General features: G+C 62.4%; 17 protein-coding genes and 1 pseudogene. 9 read left to right on the forward strand and 9 right to left on the reverse strand.

Features of this window, described 5'->3' with window-relative positions:
• Positions 1 to 57: 57 nt before the first annotated feature.
• From QBK88_RS24755 to glnT, 7 genes are all read right to left on the reverse strand, one after another.
• Complete coding sequence (locus QBK88_RS24755) at positions 58 to 1,047, reverse strand: methyltransferase (RefSeq protein ID WP_277964081.1); 990 nt, start codon at positions 1,045 to 1,047, stop codon at positions 58 to 60.
• Between the two features lie 169 nt (positions 1,048 to 1,216).
• On the reverse strand, positions 1,217 to 2,467 hold the full coding sequence (locus QBK88_RS24760; RefSeq protein ID WP_277964082.1) for a glutamate carboxypeptidase: 1,251 nt from the start codon (positions 2,465 to 2,467) through the stop codon (positions 1,217 to 1,219).
• Positions 2,468 to 2,744: 277 nt separating this feature from the next.
• Positions 2,745 to 4,061, reverse strand: a complete 1,317-nt coding sequence (locus tag QBK88_RS24765; RefSeq protein WP_277964083.1) for an ammonium transporter — start codon at positions 4,059 to 4,061, stop codon at positions 2,745 to 2,747.
• A 223-nt stretch (positions 4,062 to 4,284) separates the two neighbouring features.
• The gene (locus QBK88_RS24770; protein ID WP_176569868.1) at positions 4,285 to 5,607 is read right to left on the reverse strand and encodes an FMN-binding glutamate synthase family protein; all 1,323 of its coding nucleotides are present in this window, start codon (positions 5,605 to 5,607) and stop codon (positions 4,285 to 4,287) included.
• Positions 5,608 to 5,618: 11 nt separating this feature from the next.
• Positions 5,619 to 6,302, reverse strand: a complete 684-nt coding sequence (locus tag QBK88_RS24775; protein WP_268145608.1) for a GltB/FmdC/FwdC-like GXGXG domain-containing protein — start codon at positions 6,300 to 6,302, stop codon at positions 5,619 to 5,621.
• 11 nt (positions 6,303 to 6,313) lie between these two features.
• Entirely contained in the window at positions 6,314 to 7,219 is a 906-nt protein-coding gene (locus QBK88_RS24780) for a class II glutamine amidotransferase (RefSeq protein WP_277964084.1), read from the reverse strand.
• A 59-nt stretch (positions 7,220 to 7,278) separates the two neighbouring features.
• Positions 7,279 to 8,613: a type III glutamate--ammonia ligase gene (glnT, locus tag QBK88_RS24785; protein ID WP_277964085.1), complete on the reverse strand. Its 1,335-nt coding sequence runs from the start codon at positions 8,611 to 8,613 to the stop codon at positions 7,279 to 7,281.
• A gap of 257 nt (positions 8,614 to 8,870) precedes the next feature.
• Here glnT and QBK88_RS24790 point away from each other — a divergent pair, with 257 nt between their 5' ends.
• The 9 genes and pseudogenes from QBK88_RS24790 (at position 8,871) to QBK88_RS30985 (ending at position 18,608) form a co-directional block, all read left to right on the forward strand.
• On the forward strand, positions 8,871 to 9,476 hold the full coding sequence (locus QBK88_RS24790; RefSeq protein ID WP_158154074.1) for a helix-turn-helix domain-containing protein: 606 nt from the start codon (positions 8,871 to 8,873) through the stop codon (positions 9,474 to 9,476).
• 289 nt (positions 9,477 to 9,765) lie between these two features.
• Positions 9,766 to 10,632 (forward strand): formyltetrahydrofolate deformylase, encoded by an 867-nt coding sequence (gene purU, locus QBK88_RS24795; protein WP_277964086.1) that lies wholly within the window; start codon positions 9,766 to 9,768, stop codon positions 10,630 to 10,632.
• Entirely contained in the window at positions 10,629 to 11,522 is an 894-nt protein-coding gene (folD, locus tag QBK88_RS24800; protein ID WP_277964087.1) for a bifunctional methylenetetrahydrofolate dehydrogenase/methenyltetrahydrofolate cyclohydrolase FolD, read from the forward strand. The genes purU and folD overlap by 4 nt, the downstream gene beginning before the upstream one ends.
• On the forward strand, positions 11,504 to 12,745 hold the full coding sequence (locus QBK88_RS24805) for an FAD-dependent oxidoreductase (RefSeq protein WP_277964088.1): 1,242 nt from the start codon (positions 11,504 to 11,506) through the stop codon (positions 12,743 to 12,745). Before folD ends, QBK88_RS24805 begins: the two co-directional genes overlap by 19 nt.
• Positions 12,746 to 12,755: 10 nt before the next feature.
• Positions 12,756 to 13,052, forward strand: coding sequence for a sarcosine oxidase subunit delta (locus tag QBK88_RS24810; RefSeq protein WP_277964089.1), 297 nt, complete (start codon positions 12,756 to 12,758; stop codon positions 13,050 to 13,052).
• Positions 13,049 to 15,943: a 2Fe-2S iron-sulfur cluster-binding protein gene (locus QBK88_RS24815; RefSeq protein ID WP_277964090.1), complete on the forward strand. Its 2,895-nt coding sequence runs from the start codon at positions 13,049 to 13,051 to the stop codon at positions 15,941 to 15,943. The genes QBK88_RS24810 and QBK88_RS24815 overlap by 4 nt, the downstream gene beginning before the upstream one ends.
• Positions 15,944 to 15,946: 3 nt before the next feature.
• A complete protein-coding gene (locus QBK88_RS24820) occupies positions 15,947 to 16,507 on the forward strand; it encodes a sarcosine oxidase (protein ID WP_277964091.1) in 561 nt (186 codons plus the stop codon).
• Between the two features lie 196 nt (positions 16,508 to 16,703).
• A pseudogene (locus QBK88_RS30980) lies at positions 16,704 to 17,705 on the forward strand (methyl-accepting chemotaxis protein); the annotation flags it as partial.
• A 198-nt stretch (positions 17,706 to 17,903) separates the two neighbouring features.
• A complete protein-coding gene (locus QBK88_RS30985) occupies positions 17,904 to 18,608 on the forward strand; it encodes a methyl-accepting chemotaxis protein (protein ID WP_445764995.1) in 705 nt (234 codons plus the stop codon).
• Between the two features lie 80 nt (positions 18,609 to 18,688).
• Here QBK88_RS30985 and QBK88_RS24830 read toward each other — a convergent pair whose 3' ends face one another.
• Both QBK88_RS24830 and QBK88_RS24835 read right to left on the reverse strand, forming a co-directional pair.
• A complete protein-coding gene (locus tag QBK88_RS24830) occupies positions 18,689 to 20,116 on the reverse strand; it encodes a hypothetical protein (protein ID WP_277964093.1) in 1,428 nt (475 codons plus the stop codon).
• A gap of 71 nt (positions 20,117 to 20,187) precedes the next feature.
• Positions 20,188 to 21,645: a hypothetical protein gene (locus QBK88_RS24835; RefSeq protein WP_277964094.1), complete on the reverse strand. Its 1,458-nt coding sequence runs from the start codon at positions 21,643 to 21,645 to the stop codon at positions 20,188 to 20,190.
• Positions 21,646 to 21,759 lie beyond the last annotated feature (114 nt).

Consider the following 21,759-nt stretch of genomic DNA (forward strand, 5'->3'; position numbering starts at 1 on the left):
TTTGTCTCACCTGCTAATCGAATAGTTGTAGGGTGTTATTGGCGGATAGCGCGCTATTTATGGGCTGGCAATTATCATTCTGCCTCCTGGGTGGTTGAGTGTTTCGATAACTACGTGACGGAAACCGGCAGCGGTCAATTTTTCACGCCATTCATCTTCAGCCAGTAAGCGGCGAGACATGAAATGCGCGTGCAGATGATTGAAGGCGGCGGCGAAGGTACGCTCCCATTCATCCGGCGCGGCCGGAATGGCATCGACGATCACAAATGCACGTACGGACGCCTGCGCGCGGATAGCCCGCATTAAGCCTTCCAACGCAGCTTCTTCTGCCGGCAATAAATCATGCAGTACGAAGCCCGCATGGACGACCTCAACGCCTTCCAGGTAATGTGGGTTATCAATAAGGGCCTGGATCGGGCTGTGGATAAACTCCAATCGGTGAGCCAGGTTGTTCAACCGCGCCAACTCCTGCGCTTGGGCAGTTGCCTGGCCACTGAGATCGATGCCGATACCACTACTACCTTCAACCCGATTCAATAACCGCGTCAATAAACTACCGGACCCAGAGCCCAGGTCCATGATCCGGCTAGGCACCATTCGAACAATGGCATCTTCAGGTTGTGGATAAAATGATGTTGCTCCCATCCACTGTGACGTGCGCGCGACAACGCCACCCTCTCTTGGATAACACGCCTGCGCGGCCTCGTTATCGGTGGCGAATGCCAAGGCGTTATTAAGCAGCGGCGCGCACGCATTCAATGCCCACGCCACGTAACCAACGTGGTTCACGACGGTTTCAAACTCGGCGGTTACTTGATACACCACAGACGCCGAGTTTCCCTCCCGGCGCAGCAAACCAGCCTGCGCCAGGGCGTCGAGATAATCCGCTAAAACAGTTCCATTGACTCGGCTTATTTTTTGCAGTTTACCCACACTTACCTGATCGGTTTCACGCAGTGCATCCAGCACGCCATACTGTGACCCCAACTCCATTAAAATGGCAGCCCCTCCCAACTTGGAGCCGGTTAAACCACTTATTTTTTGCATAGCAATCCTCTCTCAGGCCGAGTGTGTGATTATTGACAGCACGCAATAAATTTATTTAAAACCGGGTGATGCATTCACGGGCATGCACGGACGCGCCCCGCCAATGGCAGCACGGCACGACACTTAACTACGGGTGACGCCAAGGTGGCGCTATGAAGGTATTGCTGTATCAGACCTCACACACGCGCTTGGGCGTGGGCCTTGTCAGTTCCTCGATCAGCCGCACCCCCAGATAGATTCGCGGTACCACCGTATCGAGGTCGGCCCACTCATCAAGCGAATGCAGGTTTGCCCCCGAAATCCCCATTCCGTCGAGAATAACCGGGGCGCCTTCGGCACCGGTGTACATGAAGCCGGCGTCAGTGCCGTAGCGCATCACCGAGTAGTCGAGATTGCGGCCAAGTTCCTGGTAAATCTGGCGCGCATTCGCCGCCAGGCAATCAGTGTTGCGGTTGCGCGCCAGCGGCGGCACGACGGGGACGACCGCGATATCCACCTGCGTCTGCTCAATGGCCTTGTGTGCAATGGCAGCATCGGCGTCCTTTTGAACTCGCGCAAACTCTGAAGTGTCGTAAACCCGCACATCCGCCGTGGCAGTGGCTCGATCCGGGATCACATTGAAACGCGAGCCGGCGTTAAGCACGGTCCAGTTCACACTGGTGTCTTTGGCGGCACTTCCCAACGCCTGCAAGTTACCGATCTGATTAACCAGCTCGACTGCTGCGTTCCTGCCTTCTTCCGGGTTCGCGCCCGCGTGCGCTGTGCGTCCCAGGACCTTGAGTTCAAGGCGGGCGACCCCGCGTGTACCGACAGTGACCGAGTCCCCTTTGGGCGGCTCGTAGATAAAGATGTAGTCCTGGTGCCGCGCAATATCGGAAAATATCCTGTTTGACCCAGGCGACCCTATTTCTTCGTCAGGGTTGAACAGCAATGTCAGGGTTTTGTATTCGTCGAACTTACTCTGCTGGAGAATTTTGGCGATATAAAGAATCAGCAGAACCCCGCCCTTTGCATCCGCCACACCCAGGCCGTGAGCAATATTGCCCTCTACCGAAAAGGGGCGCTTTTGGGTGTCTCCCTTCTGAAACACGGTATCGTAATGAATCATCAGCATGATGTTTTTATCACCATGGCCCTGAAACTCTCCTACCACGATGTTGGAGGTTGCGGGGGACGCTGGGTAGGTGCTGACCTGTGCGCCCAATTGTTTGAGCTGCGCACTGATAAGTTGCTCCACGCTTGCCAGACCGGCCATGTCAGACGTGCCCGAGTCCATATTGGAGAAGCGCTCCAAGTCTTCCACATAGGCGCTGTGCCACTGCTCGGCAGTTGCATAAAGCCTGGTATCTTTGACGGGCTGCGCCGATAACGCACCTAGCGGGACGGCGGCCAGGAAGGCCCATAGCAGACAATATCGCATTTCAACTCTTCCTTAAGCAGCACTGGCTGATGACGTAGGTCCTTGGCTACTGCTGAAATGCCATATGGTTGCAGCATACAACGGAAAACCGGATTTTCAAGTTTTTCCTGAACTTTCCATGCTGCCCCCAAGTTAATTTGATCATGAGAAAAAATCATCGCAACATGAGTCATGTTGAAAACAAATTTTCGTCGCTGCCAGTGCATGTATCAACAATGAAAAAAGGCGCTACAAGCGCCTTTTATCACTACCAGCCTTCTGGCGCTCACCCTCGACTTCAGGGGTGATAAGCACTCTCGTTATGCTCACCCAGATCCAACCCCAACTCCTCCGTCGCTTCATCCGCCCGCAAGCCGATCACCACCTTGATCACCTTCAGGATGACCCAGCTCACCGCAAAGCAATACACGAAGGTGAACGCCACGCCCTTGAATTGCGCGAGCAGTTGCTCGGCGATGCTGACGTTTGGCACATATCCACCCAATGACGGTACGCAGAACACCCCCGTCAGCAACGCCCCGACGATACCGCCAATGCCATGCAGGCCAAACACGTCCAGGCTGTCGTCATAACCGAAACGGCGCTTGAGGCTGGTGGCCCCCAGGTAGCAGATCACCCCGCACAGCAGGCCGATGGCCAACGCGCCACCCGTGCCGACGTAGGCGCACGCAGGCGTGATACCGACCAGGCCCGCCAAGGCGCCACTGGCCAGGCCCAGTGCACTGGGGCGGCCGGCCTTGAACCATTCGGTGAACATCCAGCCGATGATGCCGGCGCAGGCTCCCAGCTGGGTGTTGATCATGACAATGCCCGACAGGCCGCTGAGGCCGCCGCCCGAACCGATGTTGAAACCGAACCAGCCTACCCACAGCATGGCCGCGCCGACCATGGTCAGGCTCAGGTTATGGGCGGGCATGGGCGTGTGTGGGTAGCCCTTGCGCTTGCCCAGCAGGATGCACGCCGCCAGGGCGGCAACCCCGGCATTGATGTGCACGGCGGTGCCACCGGCGTAGTCCAGGGTGCCCCAGTTGTGCATCAAGGCACCGGCGCCGCCCCACACCATGTGGGCGATAGGCGCATAGACCAGGGTGAACCACACGGCCATGAAGATCAGCGCCGCGGAGAATTTCATGCGCTCGGCGAACGCGCCGGCGATCAGCGCCGGGGTGATGATGGCGAAGGTCATCTGGAAGGTCACGAACACCCCTTCCGGGATATCGCCCACGAGGCTGTCGGCGTTCATGCCCGCCAGAAACACGCGGCTCAGGCCGCCGACGAAGCTGTTGAAGGTGACCTGGCCATCAACCATGTTGGTGGTGTCGACCACCATGCTGTAGCCGTAGATCACCCACAAAACGCCCACCACTCCGGCGATGCCGAAGCATTGCGTGAACAACGAGAGCATGTTCTTCGCCCGCACCAGGCCGCCGTAGAACAGGGCCAGCCCGGGCAGGCACATGAACAGCACCAGCACGGCGGCCGTGATCATCCATGCGGTACTGCCCAGGTTCAGCGTGGGCGTATCGGCGGCGTTGGCCAGGGGAGATAACAGAGTCAATGCAAGGAGGGAAATGCCAGGTAGACGGTTGACCATTTTCAAAGCTCCTGCGAGGAATGGAAGGTTGTCTGGCAGCAAGCGAAATGGGGTGAAGCGCTGGGCCATGCATGGCCTCTTGGAATGGAACCGACAACCGTCGGATGACGCAAAACCTGTGGGACCGGGCGAAGCTCGGGAACGGCGCACCGCGTAGTATCAGATACTGCGCGGTGCCTGCTTCCCGAGCTTCGCCCGGTCCCACAGGGTTGGTGCGGTACTTTTAATACCCCGAACCAGGAACCCAGCTGGTGCCCGCCAGCGGCACACGGGCCATGGCCGCCGCTTCCACGGTCAACGCCACCAGGTCCTCGGGGTCCAGGTTGTGCAGGTGCGACTTGCCACAGGCGCGGGCCATGGTCTGGGCTTCCAGCACCAGCACACGCAAGTAGTTGGCCAACCGCCGGCCGCCTTCCACCGGGTCCAGGCGCTTGGACAGCTCCGGGTCCTGGGTGGTGATGCCCGCCGGGTCGCGACCGTTCTGCCAGTCGTCATAGAAACCGGCTGCCGAGCCGATTTTTTTCAGTTCCTCGTCCAGACGCGGGTGGTTGTCGCCCAACGCGATCAACGCCGCGGTGCCAATGGCCACGGCATCAGCGCCCAGCGCCATGGCCTTGGCCACATCGGCGCCGTTGCGAATGCCACCGGACACAATCAGCTGAACCTTGCGGTGCATGCCCATCTCCTGCAAAGCCTGTACCGCCTGCGGAATGGCCGGCAGAATCGGGATGCCCACGTGCTCGATGAACACTTCCTGGGTGGCTGCGGTGCCGCCCTGCATGCCGTCGAGGACAATCACGTCAGCACCGGCCTTCACGGCCAGTTTCACATCGTAGTAAGGGCGGCTGGCGCCGATCTTCACGTAGATGGGCTTTTCCCAGTCAGTGATCTCGCGGATCTCGGCGATCTTGATGGCCAGGTCATCCGGCCCGGTCCAGTCCGGGTGGCGGCAGGCCGAGCGCTGGTCGACGCCGATGGGCAGGGTGCGCATGCCCGCCACCCGTTCAGTGACTTTCATGCCCAGCAACATCCCACCACCGCCCGGCTTGGCGCCCTGGCCGAGGACGATCTCGATGGCATCGGCCTTGCGCAGGTCATCGGGGTTCATGCCGTAGCGCGACGGCAGGTACTGATATACCAGGTGCTGGGACTGGCCGCGCTCTTCCGGGGTCATGCCGCCGTCGCCAGTGGTGGTGCTGGTACCGGCGATGGTGGCGCCACGGCCCAGGGCTTCCTTGGCGTTGGCTGATAGCGCGCCGAAGCTCATGCCAGCGATGGTCACCGGGATCTTCAGGTGGATGGGCTTCTTGGCGAAACGGTTGCCCAGGATCACGTCAGTGCCACATTTCTCCCGGTAGCCTTCCAGTGGGTAGCGCGACACGCTGGCGCCCAGCAGCAACAGGTCATCGAAGTGCGGGACCTTGCGCTTGGTGCCGCCGCCGCGAATGTCATAGATGCCGGTCTCGGCGGCGCGCTGGATTTCCTGAATGGTCAGGCGGTCGAAGGTGGCGGACTCGCGCAGCACCGGAGGGTTCTTCTCGCTCATATCAATGCTCCTCAGTACGCGGACGCGTTATCGACTTTGAAGTTGTAAAGCTGACGGGCCGAGCCGTAGCGCTTGAAATCGCTGGCCTGGTGGGCAAACCCTGCGCGGTTGAGCAGTTCCTGCAGCTCTTCCAGGTGCTCGGCGCGCATCTCTTTCTCGATGCAGTCCGAGCCCAGGGACTCGACCTTGCCCTTCACGTAGATGTGGGTTTCATACAGCGAATCGCCCAGCGCATCGCCCGCATCGCCGCACACCACCAGGCGCCCAGCCTGGCCCATGAAGCAGCTCATGTGGCCGATGCTGCCACCGACGACGATGTCGATGCCCTTCATGGAGATGCCGCAACGCGCGCCGGCATCGCCTTCGATCACCAGCAGGCCACCGTGCGCCGTAGCGCCGGCCGCCTGCGAAGCGCTGCCCTTGACCCGCACATAGCCGCTCATCATGTTCTCGGCGCAGCCGACGCCGACATTGCCGTGCACGGTGATCGAGGCCTTCTGGTTCATGCCCGCGCAGTAATAGCCGGCATGGCCCTGGATATCGATGGACACCGCTTCGTTCACACCTACCGCGAGGTTGTGCTTGCCGTTGGAATGGGTGACGACCCACTCGCGGTCTTCAACGTTGTTCACTTGATCGTGCAGCGCCTGGTTGAGGTCGCGCACGCTGGCAGTGGAAAGATCGATGGTTTTCATGTGCGTGCTCCTTAGGCCGACTCGCGTTCCCAGACGTAAAGGGTGGCCGGTGCCGGCTCCCAGATTTTCGCGTTTTCGATGCCCGGCAGGCTCGACAGCGCCTGATACTCCGAGGCCATGGCCACGTAATCGTCGGTCTCGGCGAGGATCGCCGGTTTGCAGGCGATCGGGTCGCGGATCACCGCGAAGCCGTTCCGGGTGCCGATGGCGAAGGTGTAGAAGCCGTCGAGGTTTTCCAGCGAGTTATCCAGCGCTTCCTTCAGCGAGTCACCTTGCTGCAGGCGCCAGGTGAGGTAACCGGCCGCCACTTCGGTGTCGTTGTCGGTCTCGAACGTGATGCCTTCGCGCTTGAGTTCCTGGCGCAAGCGGAAGTGGTTGGACAACGAGCCGTTGTGCACCAGGCACAGGTCGGCACCGGTGGAAAACGGGTGGCTGCCTTCCATGGTCACCGCGCTCTCGGTGGCCATGCGGGTATGGCCGATGATGTGGCTGCCCTTCATGCCGGCCAAGCCGAAGCGTTGGGAAATTTCCCGTGGCAGGCCCATGCCCTTGAGGATTTCGATGCTCTGCCCAGCGCTCATGATGCGCAGTTCAGGCGCCAGTTCGGCCAGGGCGGCGCGGGCGCTGGCCTCGTCGATGTTGACCTTGAGCACGGCGGCGGTAGCATTCTGGAACCAGTCCAGCGAGCAACCCAACTGCCCTTCAAGGGCGCTCATCAGCGCGTGAAAATCGAAACCGTCGGTGGTGCTCTGCAAGGTCAGCTTGACCCAGCCATCGGCCACTTCGTCGCCGTAGATGGCAAAGCCGGCGCTGTCCGGGCCTCGGTCGGTCATGGCCTCCAGCATCGGTTCGAACAGCTTGCCCAGTTGGGCTTCGAGCTGCGGGTTCTTCAGGTACAGCCCCACGATTCCACACATAACAGGTCTCCTTCACTGTGCGGCACAGGCGCCGCCAGCGCTTTATTGAAGGGAAAGAATCAGAAGAATTCGGTGTAGCGCTGGATCTCCCAGTCGGAGACGTGGCGGCTGTATTCCACCCATTCCATGCGCTTGAGCTTGATGAACTCGCCGACGATTTCCTGGCCCAGCACCTCGCTGAACAACGGGTCGGCTTCCAGCGCGTCGCAGGCTTCCTTGAGCGATTGCGGCAGGGTCTTGATGCCGCGCGCAGCGATTTCTTCCAGGCTCAGCTTGTAGAGGTTTTCGTTGCACACCTGGTCGGGCATCAACTGGCGGTCGATACCGTCCAGGCCAGCGGCGATGATGGCGGCGGTGACCAGGTACGGGTTGCACCCGGCATCCGGCAGGCGGAACTCCAGACGGCCGTAAGGCACGCGGACCATGGCCGAACGGTTGTTGGAACCGAAGGCGATGAACGCCGGCGCCCAGGTGGCGCCGGACAACGAATTGCCCACCACCAGGCGCTTGTAGGAGTTGACCGTGGGCGCAGCAAAGGCACACAACGCCGGGCCGTGGGCCAGCAGGCCGGCGGCGAAATGGTAGGCCAGCTTCGACAGGCCCATGCCACTGGGGTCACTGGCGTCGTGGAAGAGGTTCTTGTTCTCGGCGCTGGCGATGGACAAGTGGAAGTGCATGCCATTGCCGGCGCGCTTGGGGTCCGGCTTGGGCATGAACGAACAGATCATGCCCAGGTCGTTGGCGATCTCACCGGCGGCCATGCGGAAGAAGGTGAAGCGGTCGGCCGAGGTCATGGCGTCGCTGTAGGTGTAGTTGATCTCGAACTGGCCGTTGGCGTCCTCATGGTCGATCTGGTAGATCTCGAAATCGACTTTCTGCAACGCTTCGGTCAGGCGCTCCAGGAACTCGCGCGAGCGGGACAGGCCTTTATAGTCGTAGCAAGGCTTGTCGAGGTTGTCGCTGGCGTCCACCAGTTGCAACTTGCCGCTGGCGTCGCGGCGCATCAGGTTGAATTCCGGCTCCAGGCCGGTGTTCAGGGTCCAGCCCTTGTCAGCCAGGCGCTGCACTTGCTGTTGCAATACGTAGCGGCTGTCATAGGGGTGAGGCTTGCCTTCCACGTGGCCGATGCACACCACCCGGCCGTAGCCTGGCTGCCATGGCACCGGGGTCAGGGTGGACAGGTCGCCACGGGCCATGAAGTCCGGGCCGTGGGGCTCCATCCCCATGCCACAGATGGCGAAGCCGGCGAAACCCGCGCCTTCCTCGGCCACGGTCTTGAGGCCACACACCGGTACCGACTTGGTCTTGGCGGCACCGTGGATATCGACGAACTGCGCCAGCACGTACTTGATCCCGTGCTGCTCGATAATGCGCTGGGTCTCTTCTGGCAACATGTGCACTTCACTCCTCGCAACTGGCTGGCTGGTCGTTTATTCCGCTAAAGAAACTTACTTTCCCAATGGGAATGCAAGCGGCTTGCCAGTTTTGCTGAGCGAGGAACACACTCGTAAAAAGAAGCTTTTTGCGCTGTCTATATGGGAATATAGTTTTCCCATGGGGAATACCAGCAAACGCCGAACGGCGGCGCTCCCCTTTTTGCACATTCCTGGTGCGAAACTATTATTAACGAACAGAAACCGTGCAGGCCTTTATGAATATGCCCATCGAGCCCCAACCCCGCCTCAAGCTCGAGCAATACCTGGGGATGCAGATCAAGCGCCAGCGCCAGGCGCAGGAACTCAAACTGGCTGATGTAGCGCGTATCGCCGGCATCAGCCAGGGCATGCTCAGCAAGATCGAGAACGCCCAGGTGTCCACCAGTCTCGACACCCTCAGCCGCCTGTGCGATGTGCTGGGCATGCCCATGTCCAAGCTCTTCAGCCAATACGACCAGCAAGGTAGCAGCGCGCTGCTGGTCAAGGCCGACGAAGGCCTGGAGGTGGTCCGCCGGGGAACCGAGAAGGGCCACACCTACCACTTGCTCAACCATACCCGCGGGCCGAAGAAGAGCTTCGAGGCGTACATGGTCAGCATGGACGACGCCAGCGAGGAGTTTCCGACCTTCTCGCACCCAGGCACCGAGTTCCTGCACCTGTTGGAAGGTGAACTGATTTACCGGCACGGCAACCAGCTGTACCGCATGGAGGCGGGTGACAGCCTGACCTTCGATGGCGAGATACCCCATGGCCCCGAGCAATTGGTGCAGGTGCCGATCAAGCTGTTGTCGATCATGAATTACGGCACCGACACCCCCTAGTCAGCACACCGCCGCCCCCCTCTGTGGGACCGGGCGAAGCTCGAGAAAAGAACACCGCTGACGCCAGCCAGACCGTGGGGTTTTCTTCCCGAGCTTCGCCCGATCCACAAGCGCCCAAAAAGCAAAAAAATTCCTGTCAGTTAAAAAAGTTTCCAGAACCTCTGGACGCCCTCCTCGCTTTCCCCTATAAATCCCATCCAAGAATATTTTATTCCCCACAGGCAATTCCCGGTGGGACGCTTTTTTTCGCCCTGCGATGCGCTGCCGCCACCTTTCCCGAGGACAAGCCATGCAACACGAAAAACACCAGTTCATTCTCAAGATCAGCTGCCCGGCCACGTCGGGCATCGTGGCCGCCGTGACGTCGTACCTGGCCGGCAACGCGTGCTACATCGGCGAGATGGCGCAGTTCGACGACGAACTGAGCGGGCGGTTTTTCATGCGGGCTGTGTTCCGCTTCAACGATGGCCACGCGGGTGATATCACCCAGCTCAAGGCCGGCTTTGTCGACGTGGCGGGCAGGTTCGACATGGACTGGGAGCTGCACGACAACAGCCAGCCCATGCGCGTGCTGCTGATGGTGAGCAAGTTCGACCACTGCCTCACCGACCTGCTGTACCGCTACCACAAAGGCGAGATGGACATGACCATCACCGCCATCGTCTCCAACCACCTGGACCTGCGGCCCATGGCCGAGCGCGAGGGCATTCGCTTCATCTACCTGCCCGTGGCCAAAGAAACCAAGGCCCAGCAGGAAGCCGAACTGATGAAAGTGGTGGACGACACCCGCACCGACCTGGTGGTGCTGGCGCGGTACATGCAGATTCTGTCCGACGACCTGTGCCGACAACTGTCCGGGCGGGCCATCAACATCCACCACTCGTTCCTGCCCGGCTTCAAGGGTGCCAAGCCCTACCACCAGGCCTACCAGCGCGGCGTGAAACTGATTGGCGCCACGGCCCACTACGTCACCAGCGACCTGGACGAGGGCCCGATCATCGAGCAGGAAGTGCAGCGCGTGGACCACGCGTACCTGCCCGACGACCTGGTGGCCATCGGCCGCGACACTGAAACCGTGGCCCTGTCCAAGGCAGTCAAGTACCACCTGCAGCACCGGGTGTTCCTCAACCAGGACCGCACGGTGATCTTCCGGTGAACAGCCTCAAAGTAATCGACGGAAAGGCCGCCGCAGCCCGCGTGCTGTCGCAGGTCAAGCACGATATCGCCGCCCTGGGCATCCAGCCGGGCCTGGCGGTGATCCTGGTGGGCGACGACCCCGCCAGCCAGGTGTACGTGCGCAATAAGGTACTGCGCGCTGAGGAGACCGGCATTCGGTCGCTGGAACACCGCCTGCCGGCCGACACCGGCCAGGCCACGCTGCTGGCGCTGATCACACGCTTGAATGCCGATGCCCAGGTCAATGGCATCCTGCTGCAACTGCCGCTGCCGGCCCATATAGATGAAAACCGCGTGCTGCAGGCCATCGCCCCCGGCAAGGACGTGGACGGTTTCCACAGTGAAAACGTCGGCGGCCTGAGCCAGGGTCGCGAGGTGCTCACCCCCTGCACGCCCAGCGGCTGCATGCAGCTGCTGCACGACACCCTCGGCGACCTGAGCGGCAAGCATGCCGTGGTCATCGGCCGCTCCAACATCGTCGGCAAGCCCATGGCCGCCCTCTTGTTGCAGGCCCATTGCTCGGTCACCGTGCTGCACTCACGCAGCCAGAACGCCGCGCAACTGTGCCGCCAGGCCGACATCGTCATCGCCGCCGTAGGCCGCCCGCGCATGGTCGACGCCAGTTGGCTGAAGCCCGGTTGCGTGGTCATCGACGTGGGCATCAACCGCATCGAAGACCAAGGCCGCAGCCGCCTGGTCGGCGACGTCGACTTCGACAGCGCCCTGCCCATCGCCAGCGCCATCACCCCGGTACCCGGTGGCGTGGGCCCCATGACCATCGCCTTTCTGATGAAAAATACCCTGACCGCTGCGCTGCAGCAGGCCACCCCACGCAGTCTGCCGGAGGCCCCATGCCCTTCAATCTGCTGAAATACGGGCTCAGCTCGGAGTACCCGGTCGAGGTCGACCTGCCAGCGCCCAAGGAACTCAAGCCCTCCTATGACGTGGTCATCATCGGCGGTGGCGGCCATGGCCTGGCCACGGCCTATTACCTGGCCAAGTACCACGGCATCACCAACATTGCCGTGCTGGAAAAGTCCTACCTGGGTGGCGGCAACACGGCGCGCAACACGGCCGTGATCCGCTCCAACTACCTGACCAGCGAAGGCGTGAAGTTCTATGCCGAGTCGGTACGGCTGTTCGAGGGCCTGTCCAACGAGTTCGATTTCAACATCATGTATTCGCACCGGGGCCAGTTGACCCTGGCGCACACCGACGCCACCGTGCGCTCGTTCCGCCAGCGCGCCGAGGTGAACAAGCACTTTGGCGGGCGTACCGAAATGATCGACCGCCAGCAGATCCGCGAACTGGTGCCCAGCCTCAACCTGGACCCCGGCCACCTGCCGGTGCTGGCCGGCCTGTGGCACATGGACGGCGCCACCGCCCGCCACGACGCCGTGGCCTGGGGCTATGCCAAGCAGGCGGCCAAACGCGGGGTGGAGATCCACCAGCTCACCGAAGTGCAGGAACTGGTGATCGAGAACGGCGCCATCACCGCCGTGAAAACCAACCGCGGCACCATCCGGTGCGGCTGCGCGGTGCAGGCTATCGCGGGGCACAGTTCGCTGATGATGGCCAAGGCCGGCATCCGCTCCCCCATCCAGACGTTCCCGTTGCAGGCCATGGTCACCCAGCCGTTCAAGCCGTTCCTCGACCCGCTGGTGAGTTCTTCGGCGTTGCACTGCTACGTGCAGCAAACCAGCCGTGGCGAGGTGGTGTTCGGCGGCGGCTCCGACCCTTACCCGCTGTTCAATACCCGCTCTACCCTGGACCTGAAGGAAAGCCTGCTGGCCCACGCCATCGAGATGTTCCCGTTCCTGGCCAACGCCAAGCTGATGCGCCAATGGGCGGGCATCACCGACATGACCCCGGACTACAGCCCGATCATGGGCTTGTCACCGGTGAAGAACTATTACCTGGACGCGGGCTGGGGCACCTGGGGTTTCAAGGCCACACCCATCTGCGGCAAGACCATGGCCGAACTGGTGGCCAGCGGCGGCAAGGTGCCGGAGCTGATCAAGCCCTTCGGCCTGGCCCGCTTCAGCACCTTCAAGCAAGTCAACGAAATGGGCGCCACCGCGGCCAGCCACTGAGGACCGGACGATGAAAATCATGAATTGCCCGCTCAACGGGCCGCGCAACATCAGCGAATTCACCTACGGCGGCGAATTCAAGGCCATGCCCGATCCCGTCACCTGCACCGACGCGCAATGGGCCGACTACGTGTTCAACTGCGACAACATCGCCGGCGTGGTGCGCGAATGGTGGATGCACACGCCGTCCAGCTACTGGTTCCTGGCAGAGCGCCACACGGTCACTGACGAGATCATCCGTACCTTCGACCCGAAGGAAGTCTTCACCACCCGCGTGGCATTCGCCTCCAAGGAGATCGCAGGATGAGTCGCCTCCCCGCCCCGATGGGCCTGCTGATCGACCGCGACCAGCCGCTGACCTTCAGTTTCGACGACAAGCCCTACCAGGGGTTCGCCGGTGACAGCATCGCCAGCGCGCTGCTGGCCAACGGGCGCTTCCTGCTGTCGCGCTCGTTCAAATACCACCGCCCGCGCGGCCCGCTGAGCATGGCCGGGCAAGACGCCAACAGCCTGGTACAACTGCCGAGTGAGCCTAATGTACTGGCCGACATGCAGCCACTGGTACAGGGCCTGGCCGCCACCGGGCAGAACTTCAACGGCACCCTGGATAACGACAAGGACGCCTGGCTGGGCAAATTCTCCAAATTCATGCCGGTGGGTTTCTACTACCGCTCGTTCTACAAGCCCAAGGGCATGTGGAAGGTGTGGGAGCCGATCATTCGCAAAAAGGCCGGGCTAGGCGTGCTGGACCTCAAGTTCCAGCCCGAGTATTACGACAAGGCCTACCTGTTCACCGACCTGGCCGTGATCGGCGCCGGGCCTGCCGGCCTGCAAGCCGCGCTCAGTGCGGCCAATGCCGGGGCCAAGGTGCTGCTGATCGAGCAAAGCCCGGTCCTCGGTGGCTCGCTGACCTATGCGCGCTTCGATATCGACGGCAGCCGCGCCGAAATCCTGCGCCGCGAACTGGTGAGCGCAGTGGAGAACCACGCCAATATCCAGATCCTCAAGCAAGCCACCTGCAACGCCTGGTTTACCGACAACTATCTGCCGGTGATCCAGGGCAAGCGGATGTACAAGGTGCGTGCCGAGCAGTGCCTGGTTGCCAGCGGCTCGTTCGACCAGCCGGTGATTTTCCGCAACAACGACTTGCCCGGGGTGATGCTGACCAGCGCCGCCCAACGGCTGATGAAGCTGTATGCGGTAAAACCGGGCAACACCGCCGTGGTGCTGACCGGCAACGATGACGGCTACCTGGCCGCCCTGGACCTGCACGACCAGGGCGTGAAAGTGGCCGCCGTGGTCGACCTGCGCAACGGCCCCGCCGACCGCGCCCTGCTGCGCGCACTGGAGCAGCGCGCCATCGCCTTGCATGTCGACACCACCGTGTTCGAAGCCCTGCACGAAAGCGGCATGCGCCACGTCAGCGGCGTAGAGCTGCGCAAGATCACCGGCCAGGGCCAGGTGGCCAGCAGCGCGCTGAAACTGGACTGCGACCTGCTGTGCATGTCCGGCGGCTACATGCCCGTCTACCAACTGCTATGCCAGGCCGGGGGCAAGCTGGCCTATGACGATCAACTGGCCGAATTCACCCTCAGCGGCCTGCCGAGGATTCTGCATGTGGCCGGCTCGGTGAACGGCTGCCACAGCCTGGACAACGTGCTCAGCGACGCCACCAACTGCGCTGCCGACATCGTCACCGCTTTGGGCCTGAACGCCCAGGTACGCGTCAACCTGGCGCCCGAGGCGCGGGTCAACTTCCCCTGGCCGATTTTCCCGCACCCCAAGGGCAAGGACTTCGTCGACTTCGATGAAGACCTGCAAGTGCAGGACATCATCAACGCCACCAAGATCGGCTACCGCGACGTGCAACTGGTGAAGCGCTACTCCACCGTCGGCATGGGCCCATCCCAGGGCCGCCACTCGGCCCTGCCTACGGCGCGGCTGGTGGCGCAGGCCACCCAGCGCAACATCAGTGAAACCGGGGTCACCACCGCGCGCCCGCCGTTCGTGGCGGAGAAACTCGCCCATGTCGCCGGCCGTGCCTTCGACCCCTACCGCCAGACGCCCCTGCACCGCCGCCACCTGGAAGCCGGGGCGAAAATGATGCCTGCCGGTATCTGGCAGCGGCCGGCGTTTTACGGCAAGGCTTCGCAACGCGAGCAGTGCATGCAGGCCGAAGCGCTGCATGTGCGCAACAAGGTCGGCATCATCGATGTGTCCACCTTGGGCGGCCTGGACGTGCGCGGCCCGGACGCCGCCGAACTGCTCAACCGCATGTACACCTTCGCGTTCCTCAAGCAGCCGGTGGGCCGTTCGCGCTACGCACTGATGACCAACGAGCACGGCGTAGTAATCGATGATGGTGTGTGCGCACGCTTCGCCGAGAACCACTTTTACGTCACGGCCACTACCAGCGGCGTCGACCGCATCTACCAGCAGATGCTCAAGTGGAACGCCCAGTGGCGCCTGGACGTGGACATCGCCAACGTCACCGCAGCCATTTCCGCCGTCAACGTAGCGGGGCCGGACGCGCGCAAAGTGCTTGAACGGGTGTGCACCGACCTGGACCTGTCCCCCCAGGGCTTTCCCTACCTGGCCGTGCGCCAGGGCACCGTGGCCGGCATCAAGGCGCGGCTGCTGCGGGTGGGTTTCGTGGGTGAACTGGGCTACGAGATTCACGTACCGGCCCGCCATGCCGTGCGCCTCTGGGATGCACTGATGGAAGCTGGCAAAGCCTTCGATATTCGCCCCTTCGGCGTGGAAACCCAGCGCCTGCTGCGCCTGGAAAAAGGCCACGTCATCATCAGCCAGGACACCGACGGCATGACCCACCCCGCCGAGATCGACATGGGTTGGGCGGTTAGCCGCAACAAGCCGTTTTTCGTCGGCCGCCGCTCGGTGGACATCCTCGAGGCCCAGCCCATGACGCGCAAACTGGTGGGTTTCACCCTGCCCAAAGGCTCGCTGCAACCGCTGGAAGGCCACCTGGTGCTCAGTGGGCCGGACATCAGCGGCAACGTCACCTCATGCGAATACTCCGAAACCCTGGGACAGGTCATCGGCCTGGCCTATGCGGGCTTTGACCAGAGCCAGCCTGGCCAACACATTCCCATCCGTGTGGAAGGCGGCATCATGGTCCAGGCCACCGTAGTGAAACTCCCCTTCTTCGACCCTGACAACCTGCGCCAGGAGCTGTAAGCCATGTCCAGTCTGAAAGCTGAAACGTACATCGGCCAGCCGGCCCTGCAACGCTGCGTTCTTCTCGACCTCACCGACGTGCCCAGGGTCGGTTTTCGTGGCGCCCAGAGTGCCGACTATCTGCGCCAGCGTGGCTTCTTGTTGCCAGATGCTCCCAACCGGGCGGTCACCCAAGCCGATGGCAGCCACATCGCGCGGCTCTCGCCCACCGAATACTTTCTGCTGGGCAGCCTGGCCGACGCTGGCCAGCGCATCGCCGACGAAGAAGCGCGCTGGGAACTGGACCACAGCGCCAACTACCTGTTGCCGCGCCACGACAGCCACGCCTGGATACAGCTCAGCGGCAATCAGCTGCCGGCGCTGATGGCCAAGCTGTGCGGCGTCGACCTGCGGCCCGAAGCTTTCGGCCCCGGGGCGGTGGCCCAGACCTCAGCGGCGCGGATCAACGTGATCGTGATCAACGTCGGCCACGACACCGTACCCACCTTCCAGATCCTGTTCGACCGCGCCTCCCACGAGTATTTCCTCGCCGCCGTGAACGACGCCCTGCAAGAGTTCGCCTGAACGCCCTGCCCCCCGTTGGGGGGCAGGGAGCGATTCAATCGCCCCGCCGAACGGTCATGACTAAATTTTCATGTTTCCCCTGCCCCCGCCGATACTCCGTGCCTAAGAAGAGAAAATCTGCTGGCCGCCAACGATAAGAAAATGACCCCCAGCAACCAACGATCAAGTAGCGCACAAACGTTTCTGGAGGGAATGCATGAACAGTTGGTTTGCCAACATCAGCGTGAACAAAAAACTCGGCCTGGGCTTCGGCCTGGTGCTGGTCCTGACTACCTTGCTGGCCCTGACAAGCTGGAACAGCATGGGCGGGCTCATTGACCGCAGCAACTGGATGAGTGACATCACCCAGCTCAACTCTGCCCTGACCAAACTGCGCGTGGCGCGCCTGCAGTACATGCTCGCCAACGGCGACGACACTGCCGCGCAACTGGTACAGACCACCCTGGACGGCTTCGAAGCCCAACAGCAGAAAATCCTCGGCACCTTCAAGAGCCCCGACAACATCAAGCTGCTCAAGGAGCAGAATGGTCAGCTGGAAGCCTACAAGGTATCGCTGAACAAGATGCGCGCCGCTTACCGCACCAGCAATACCGCGCGCCAGGGCCTGAATGACACTGCGGCCACCGCCTTCGCGGCGCTGGAAAAGATCAGCCAGGGCGTGCAAGCAGATCGCCGCCTGGATGAAGTACTGGCCGTGGACAAGGCCAAGGAATCGCTTCTGGTGGTGCGCTACGAAGTACGCGGTTACCTGGCCGATGCCAGCGCCAGCAATGAACAGTCCGCGTTCGCCCGCCTGGACGCCGCACAGTCCGGTTTGCCAGCGCTGGAAACCGCGCTGGCGTCGCAACCGGAGAACCTGCGCCAGTTCGAAGCATCGGTGGCCAGTTATCGCCAGGCCCTGACCAGCTTCAAGAACGCCAACGCCGACATCGTCCAGGCCCGCAAGGAAATGACCGACGAGGGTAACGAAATCGTGCGCCTGAGCGATGCCCTGTACCAGATCCAACTGGACCGCCGCGACATCGAGAGCGCCCAGGCCCGTACCGTGCAGACCATCGCTACCCTGCTGGCGCTGTTCTTCGGTATTGCCGCGGCCCTGATCATCACCCGCCAGATCACCCGCCCGCTGCAGGACACCCTGGTAGCGGTCAAGCGTATCGCCGATGGCGACCTGACCGAGACGTTGCGGGTCACCCGCAAGGACGAACTGGGTGTGCTGCAACAAGGCATCCAGAACATGGGCACCACCCTGCGCGAGTTGATCACCAGCATCCGCGACGGCGTGACCCAGATCGCCAGCGCCGCCGAGGAACTGTCCGCCGTGACCGAGCAGACCAGCGCCGGGGTCAACAGCCAGAAAGTGGAAACCGACCAGGTGGCCACCGCCATGCATGAAATGACCGCCACCGTGCAGGAAGTGGCGCGCAACGCCGAGCAAGCTTCCATGGCCGCCACCGACGCCGACGGCCAGGCCCGTGACGGTGACAAAGTGGTCAACCAGGCCATCGACCAGATCGAGCGCCTGGCCAGCGAGGTCAAGCGCTCTACCGAGGCCATGGGGCAACTGCAGAAGGAAAGCGACAAGATCGGCAAAGTCATGGACGTGATCAAGGCCGTGGCCGAGCAGACCAATCTGCTGGCCTTGAACGCTGCCATCGAAGCGGCCCGCGCCGGTGAAGCCGGCCGTGGTTTTGCCGTGGTGGCTGATGAAGTACGGGGCCTGGCCCAGCGCACGCAGAAGTCCACCGAGGAAATCGAAGGCCTGGTGGCCGGCCTGCAGGCCGGTACCCAACAGGTTGCCAACGTGATGCTCAGCAGCCGCGAGCTGACCGACAGCAGCGTAGCCCTGACCCGTCAGGCCGGCGTGTCGCTGGAAAACATCACCCGCACGGTGTCCAACATCCAGCTGATGAACCAGCAGATCGCCGCAGCGGCCGAGCAGCAGAGCTCGGTGGCCGAAGAGATCAGCCGCAGCATCATCAACGTGCGCGATGTGTCGGAACAGACCGCCGCGGCCAGCGAGGAGACTGCGGCGTCCAGCGTCGAACTGGCCCGCCTGGGTGGGCAGTTGCAGATGATGGTCAGCCACTTCCGCGTGTAGACAGCGGCGGCCTTTTCCCGAGCGTCGCCCGGTCCCACAGGCCTAACGCCTGTGGGACCGGGCGACGCTCGGGAAGGGGGTTACTGGACCGTCTTGAGCGTGCGCTCGTCGTAGTAGAGCGCGTTCTTGTCGGTGCCCTGCTTGAAGAAATACCCGTAGTCCTCCAGGTACCACACCGTGTCCACGCGGTTGTACTTGTCCCCTTCGCCGCTGCACCGCAGTTTCTTCGCCTGCCCGCTGAGGCTGGCATTGATCTGCGCCGCCGGTGCTTCGCTGTCCACCTGGCACTTGACCACTTGCCGGCTCTCGCCCAGGTCACCCATCATCGAGTTCTTGCGCTTGCCCTGGGTGGTGTAGGTCAGCTCCTTGCCAACGGGCATCTGCTGCCAGTCACCGGTGAAGGTCAGGTTGGTGAGCATGGATTCTTCGCTCATCGGCGTCTTGCCGAAGAATCGGGTTTTCTGCGCCAGGGAGATCAGGCCGCGAAAGCTCACTTCACTGCCTTCATAGCTGTCGGCGCGCAAGCGCACCCCCAGTTGGCCGCTGGCCTTGTCTACCTGAATGAAGCGTTCCTCGCGAATCGGCAGGTTGCTCTTGGCGGTATTGGCCATGCCGGTTTCCCGGGTTTGCCTGAGCTGCTTGGCCGGTGGCGCCAGGTTCAGGTGCTTGATGGCTGTGAGCGGTACCGCGCCTACCGCCGGCAGCGGCGCGTCCAGTGGCGCCTTGCTGCGCGGGCTATAGGCAGGCAGCGCCGCGAGGGCGTCGGGGCTGCCACAGACACTGCGAAACAGCGTCTGGTATTCGGCCACGCCACGGCTGATGGGCTGGGGTTGCGGGTCCTTGAACAGCTTGCCGTCCGTTACCTGGTTGCGCTCGTCCACGTCATAGCCCATCAGCAGGCGGTAGGTCTGTTTCGAGCAGTCCACCGCGTAATGCTCACGCTTCTGCGCGCTGGGCGCGCCATAGGGGCGGCCCAGGGTGATGGTGGGTTCGTCCAGGGCCGCCCAGAAGCGGGTTTCGCTACCGTCGGGCGCAAGACTGTTGCGGTCCAGCAGCACCCAGAACACATCGCTGCCCCCCTTGACCACCCGCCACTCTGGCGCGGCGGTGGCCTGGCAGGCGGCCTTGAAGGCGCTGTTGTTTTTCAGCGGCTCGGCCAGTTGCGCAGGCACGCTGCGCGGCGGCATGTAATGGCCGTTGGCACTGCCAAAGTAAACGCGCTTCTCGCCCTGCACATAGGCGATGCTGGCGTCGAACGTAACGCAGGAAGCCGCCACCTGGGTGACGAATGGGTAGGGCTGTTGCTCGGTGACCGCTGGCGCTACCAGGTAGCTGAGGGTATCGCCGTCACGCATCACCGACTCAGGCACCGGTGGCAGGGCCAGGGTGTCGCTGAGCATTTTTTCCGCTTCGCTCGGCTCGTGCGCCTTGGGTGTTTCAGGCTGGGGGGCTTGCTGGGCGCAACCGGCGACAAGGGCGATGAGCAGCGCTAGGGGCAGACGTTGCATAGGTATTCTCTCCATGAAGCACCTGTGGGAGCTGGCTTGCCACCTGCCACAGGTGTAGTCGCCGCTACAGACTAATGCACCGTGCGCAGCTGACGCTCGCTGTAGTAGTGGTCGTTCTTGTCGGTGCCCGACTGGTAGAAGTAACCGTAGTCTTGCAGGTAGTAAAGGGTGTCGACGCTCTGGTGTTTGTCACTGTCCACGGTACAGCGCAACAGTTTGGCCTGGCCGCTCAAGTGCGGGTTGACCTTGTTGGCGCTGCCTTCACTCTTGATGGTGCACTGCACGCTGGTACGGGTGATGACCGCACCCGTGCTGGCGCTGACGGCGCTGGTGTCCAGGTTCAGGCCCAGGGTGCTGCCCACGGGCATGGCACGCCAGTCGCCATGGAACTGCGCATCGATGACCGCGCTGCTTTCAAATACCGTGTCCAGGCCATGGAACGTGGTCTTGCTGGCCAAGGAGAACAGGCCTCGAAAGGATATTTCGCTGCTGTCGAAGCTGTCGCTGCGTGAGCGTACCGCCAACTGCCCGCTGGCAGCATCGCGTTGCAGGAAGGTCTCGACGTCCAGCGGCACCGGGCCGTTGGGGCCGTTGGCGGTACCCGTTTCGGCCAGGTAATTCAGCGCCTTGTGCGGGGCCGGCATGTTCAGCGCTTTGATAGCGGCCAGCGGCAAGGCCATCACGCCAGGGTATGGACCGGCCAAGGGGGCTTTCAGGCGCGGGCTGAACACGGGCAGCTTCGCCAGCGCCTCGGGGCTGGCGCATACGGCCTTGTAGGTGGCGCGGTTATCCACATCGCCGGCCAGCGGTTCGGCCTGGGGCACGAAATGGATGATGCCGTCGGTAACGCGGTTGCGCTCGTCCAGGTCAAAACCGGACAGTACCTTGAGGGTCTGCTGCTTGCAGTCCACGGCCACGTACTCACGCTTCTGCGCCATCGGCGCGTAGTACGGCAGGTCGAAGGTGGTCACCGGCTCGTCCCAGGCGGTCCAGAAACGCAGGCTGTCGCCTTGGGGTTTGAGGCTGTTGCGGTCGATCAGGGTCTGTTGGCCGTTGGCGGCGGTGCGCACCACGCGCCAGTCCGGCTTGGGGGTGTTGTTGCAGGCGTCGACGAAATCGGGGTTTTTCAGCAAGGCTTCAGCGACGTCCTTGCGCATGCGCACACCCGGCATGTACAGGCCGTCCTGGCTTTTCACGTAGGAACGCTTGCCGCCGTCCAGGTACATCAGCCTGGCTGATGGCTCCACGCAGGAAGCCTGCAGTTGCATGGCGATGTCCTGGCGCAAGGTGTCGTCCTTGGCGCGCAGCACCATGAAGCTCAACTGGTCGCCGTCACGCATCACGCTGTTGCTCAACGGCGTGCGCTTGACCATGTCGAACATCAGCTGGTTACCCTTGTCCACCGGTGCCGGCACCTTGAGCGTCGGCTGGGCCTTGGCCACGGGGGCGGCAGGCGCAGGGGCGGGCGCGGGCTGGTGGGCGCAGGCAGCGGTGGCTGCGAGGGCTACGGCAAGGGCGACGCGTTTCATGGGCATTCCTGGTTTTGCCGGCTGACTGCCCGGCCCAATGGCTGAAAAGGGGCCATCTTACCGCTAGTACCAGGGGAAATTCATGAACTTCCCGCCGGGGCCGCAGCCCCGGCG

The organism is Pseudomonas sp. RIT-To-2 (genome assembly GCF_029623465.1).
GTDB classification, from domain to species: Bacteria; Pseudomonadota; Gammaproteobacteria; order Pseudomonadales; family Pseudomonadaceae; genus Aquipseudomonas; species Aquipseudomonas silvicola.

What these genes read in the sequence shown, in the direction of transcription:
- QBK88_RS24810 (WP_277964089.1), top strand. Translation starts at nt 12,756, where the DNA reads ATGAAAATCATGAATTGCCCGCTCAACGGGCCGCGCAACATCAGCGAA.
- purU (WP_277964086.1), top strand. Translation starts at nt 9,766, where the DNA reads ATGCAACACGAAAAACACCAGTTCATTCTCAAGATCAGCTGCCCGGCC.
- QBK88_RS24830 (WP_277964093.1), bottom strand. Translation starts at nt 20,116, where the DNA reads ATGCAACGTCTGCCCCTAGCGCTGCTCATCGCCCTTGTCGCCGGTTGC.
- QBK88_RS30985 (WP_445764995.1), top strand. Translation starts at nt 17,904, where the DNA reads ATGACCGCCACCGTGCAGGAAGTGGCGCGCAACGCCGAGCAAGCTTCC.
- glnT (WP_277964085.1), bottom strand. Translation starts at nt 8,613, where the DNA reads ATGTTGCCAGAAGAGACCCAGCGCATTATCGAGCAGCACGGGATCAAG.
- QBK88_RS24835 (WP_277964094.1), bottom strand. Translation starts at nt 21,645, where the DNA reads ATGAAACGCGTCGCCCTTGCCGTAGCCCTCGCAGCCACCGCTGCCTGC.
- QBK88_RS24765 (WP_277964083.1), bottom strand. Translation starts at nt 4,061, where the DNA reads ATGGTCAACCGTCTACCTGGCATTTCCCTCCTTGCATTGACTCTGTTA.
- QBK88_RS24760 (WP_277964082.1), bottom strand. Translation starts at nt 2,467, where the DNA reads ATGCGATATTGTCTGCTATGGGCCTTCCTGGCCGCCGTCCCGCTAGGT.
- QBK88_RS24770 (WP_176569868.1), bottom strand. Translation starts at nt 5,607, where the DNA reads ATGAGCGAGAAGAACCCTCCGGTGCTGCGCGAGTCCGCCACCTTCGAC.
- QBK88_RS24775 (WP_268145608.1), bottom strand. Translation starts at nt 6,302, where the DNA reads ATGAAAACCATCGATCTTTCCACTGCCAGCGTGCGCGACCTCAACCAG.
- QBK88_RS24780 (WP_277964084.1), bottom strand. Translation starts at nt 7,219, where the DNA reads ATGTGTGGAATCGTGGGGCTGTACCTGAAGAACCCGCAGCTCGAAGCC.
- QBK88_RS24820 (WP_277964091.1), top strand. Translation starts at nt 15,947, where the DNA reads ATGTCCAGTCTGAAAGCTGAAACGTACATCGGCCAGCCGGCCCTGCAA.
- QBK88_RS24790 (WP_158154074.1), top strand. Translation starts at nt 8,871, where the DNA reads ATGAATATGCCCATCGAGCCCCAACCCCGCCTCAAGCTCGAGCAATAC.
- QBK88_RS24805 (WP_277964088.1), top strand. Translation starts at nt 11,504, where the DNA reads ATGCCCTTCAATCTGCTGAAATACGGGCTCAGCTCGGAGTACCCGGTC.
- QBK88_RS24815 (WP_277964090.1), top strand. Translation starts at nt 13,049, where the DNA reads ATGAGTCGCCTCCCCGCCCCGATGGGCCTGCTGATCGACCGCGACCAG.
- QBK88_RS24755 (WP_277964081.1), bottom strand. Translation starts at nt 1,047, where the DNA reads ATGCAAAAAATAAGTGGTTTAACCGGCTCCAAGTTGGGAGGGGCTGCC.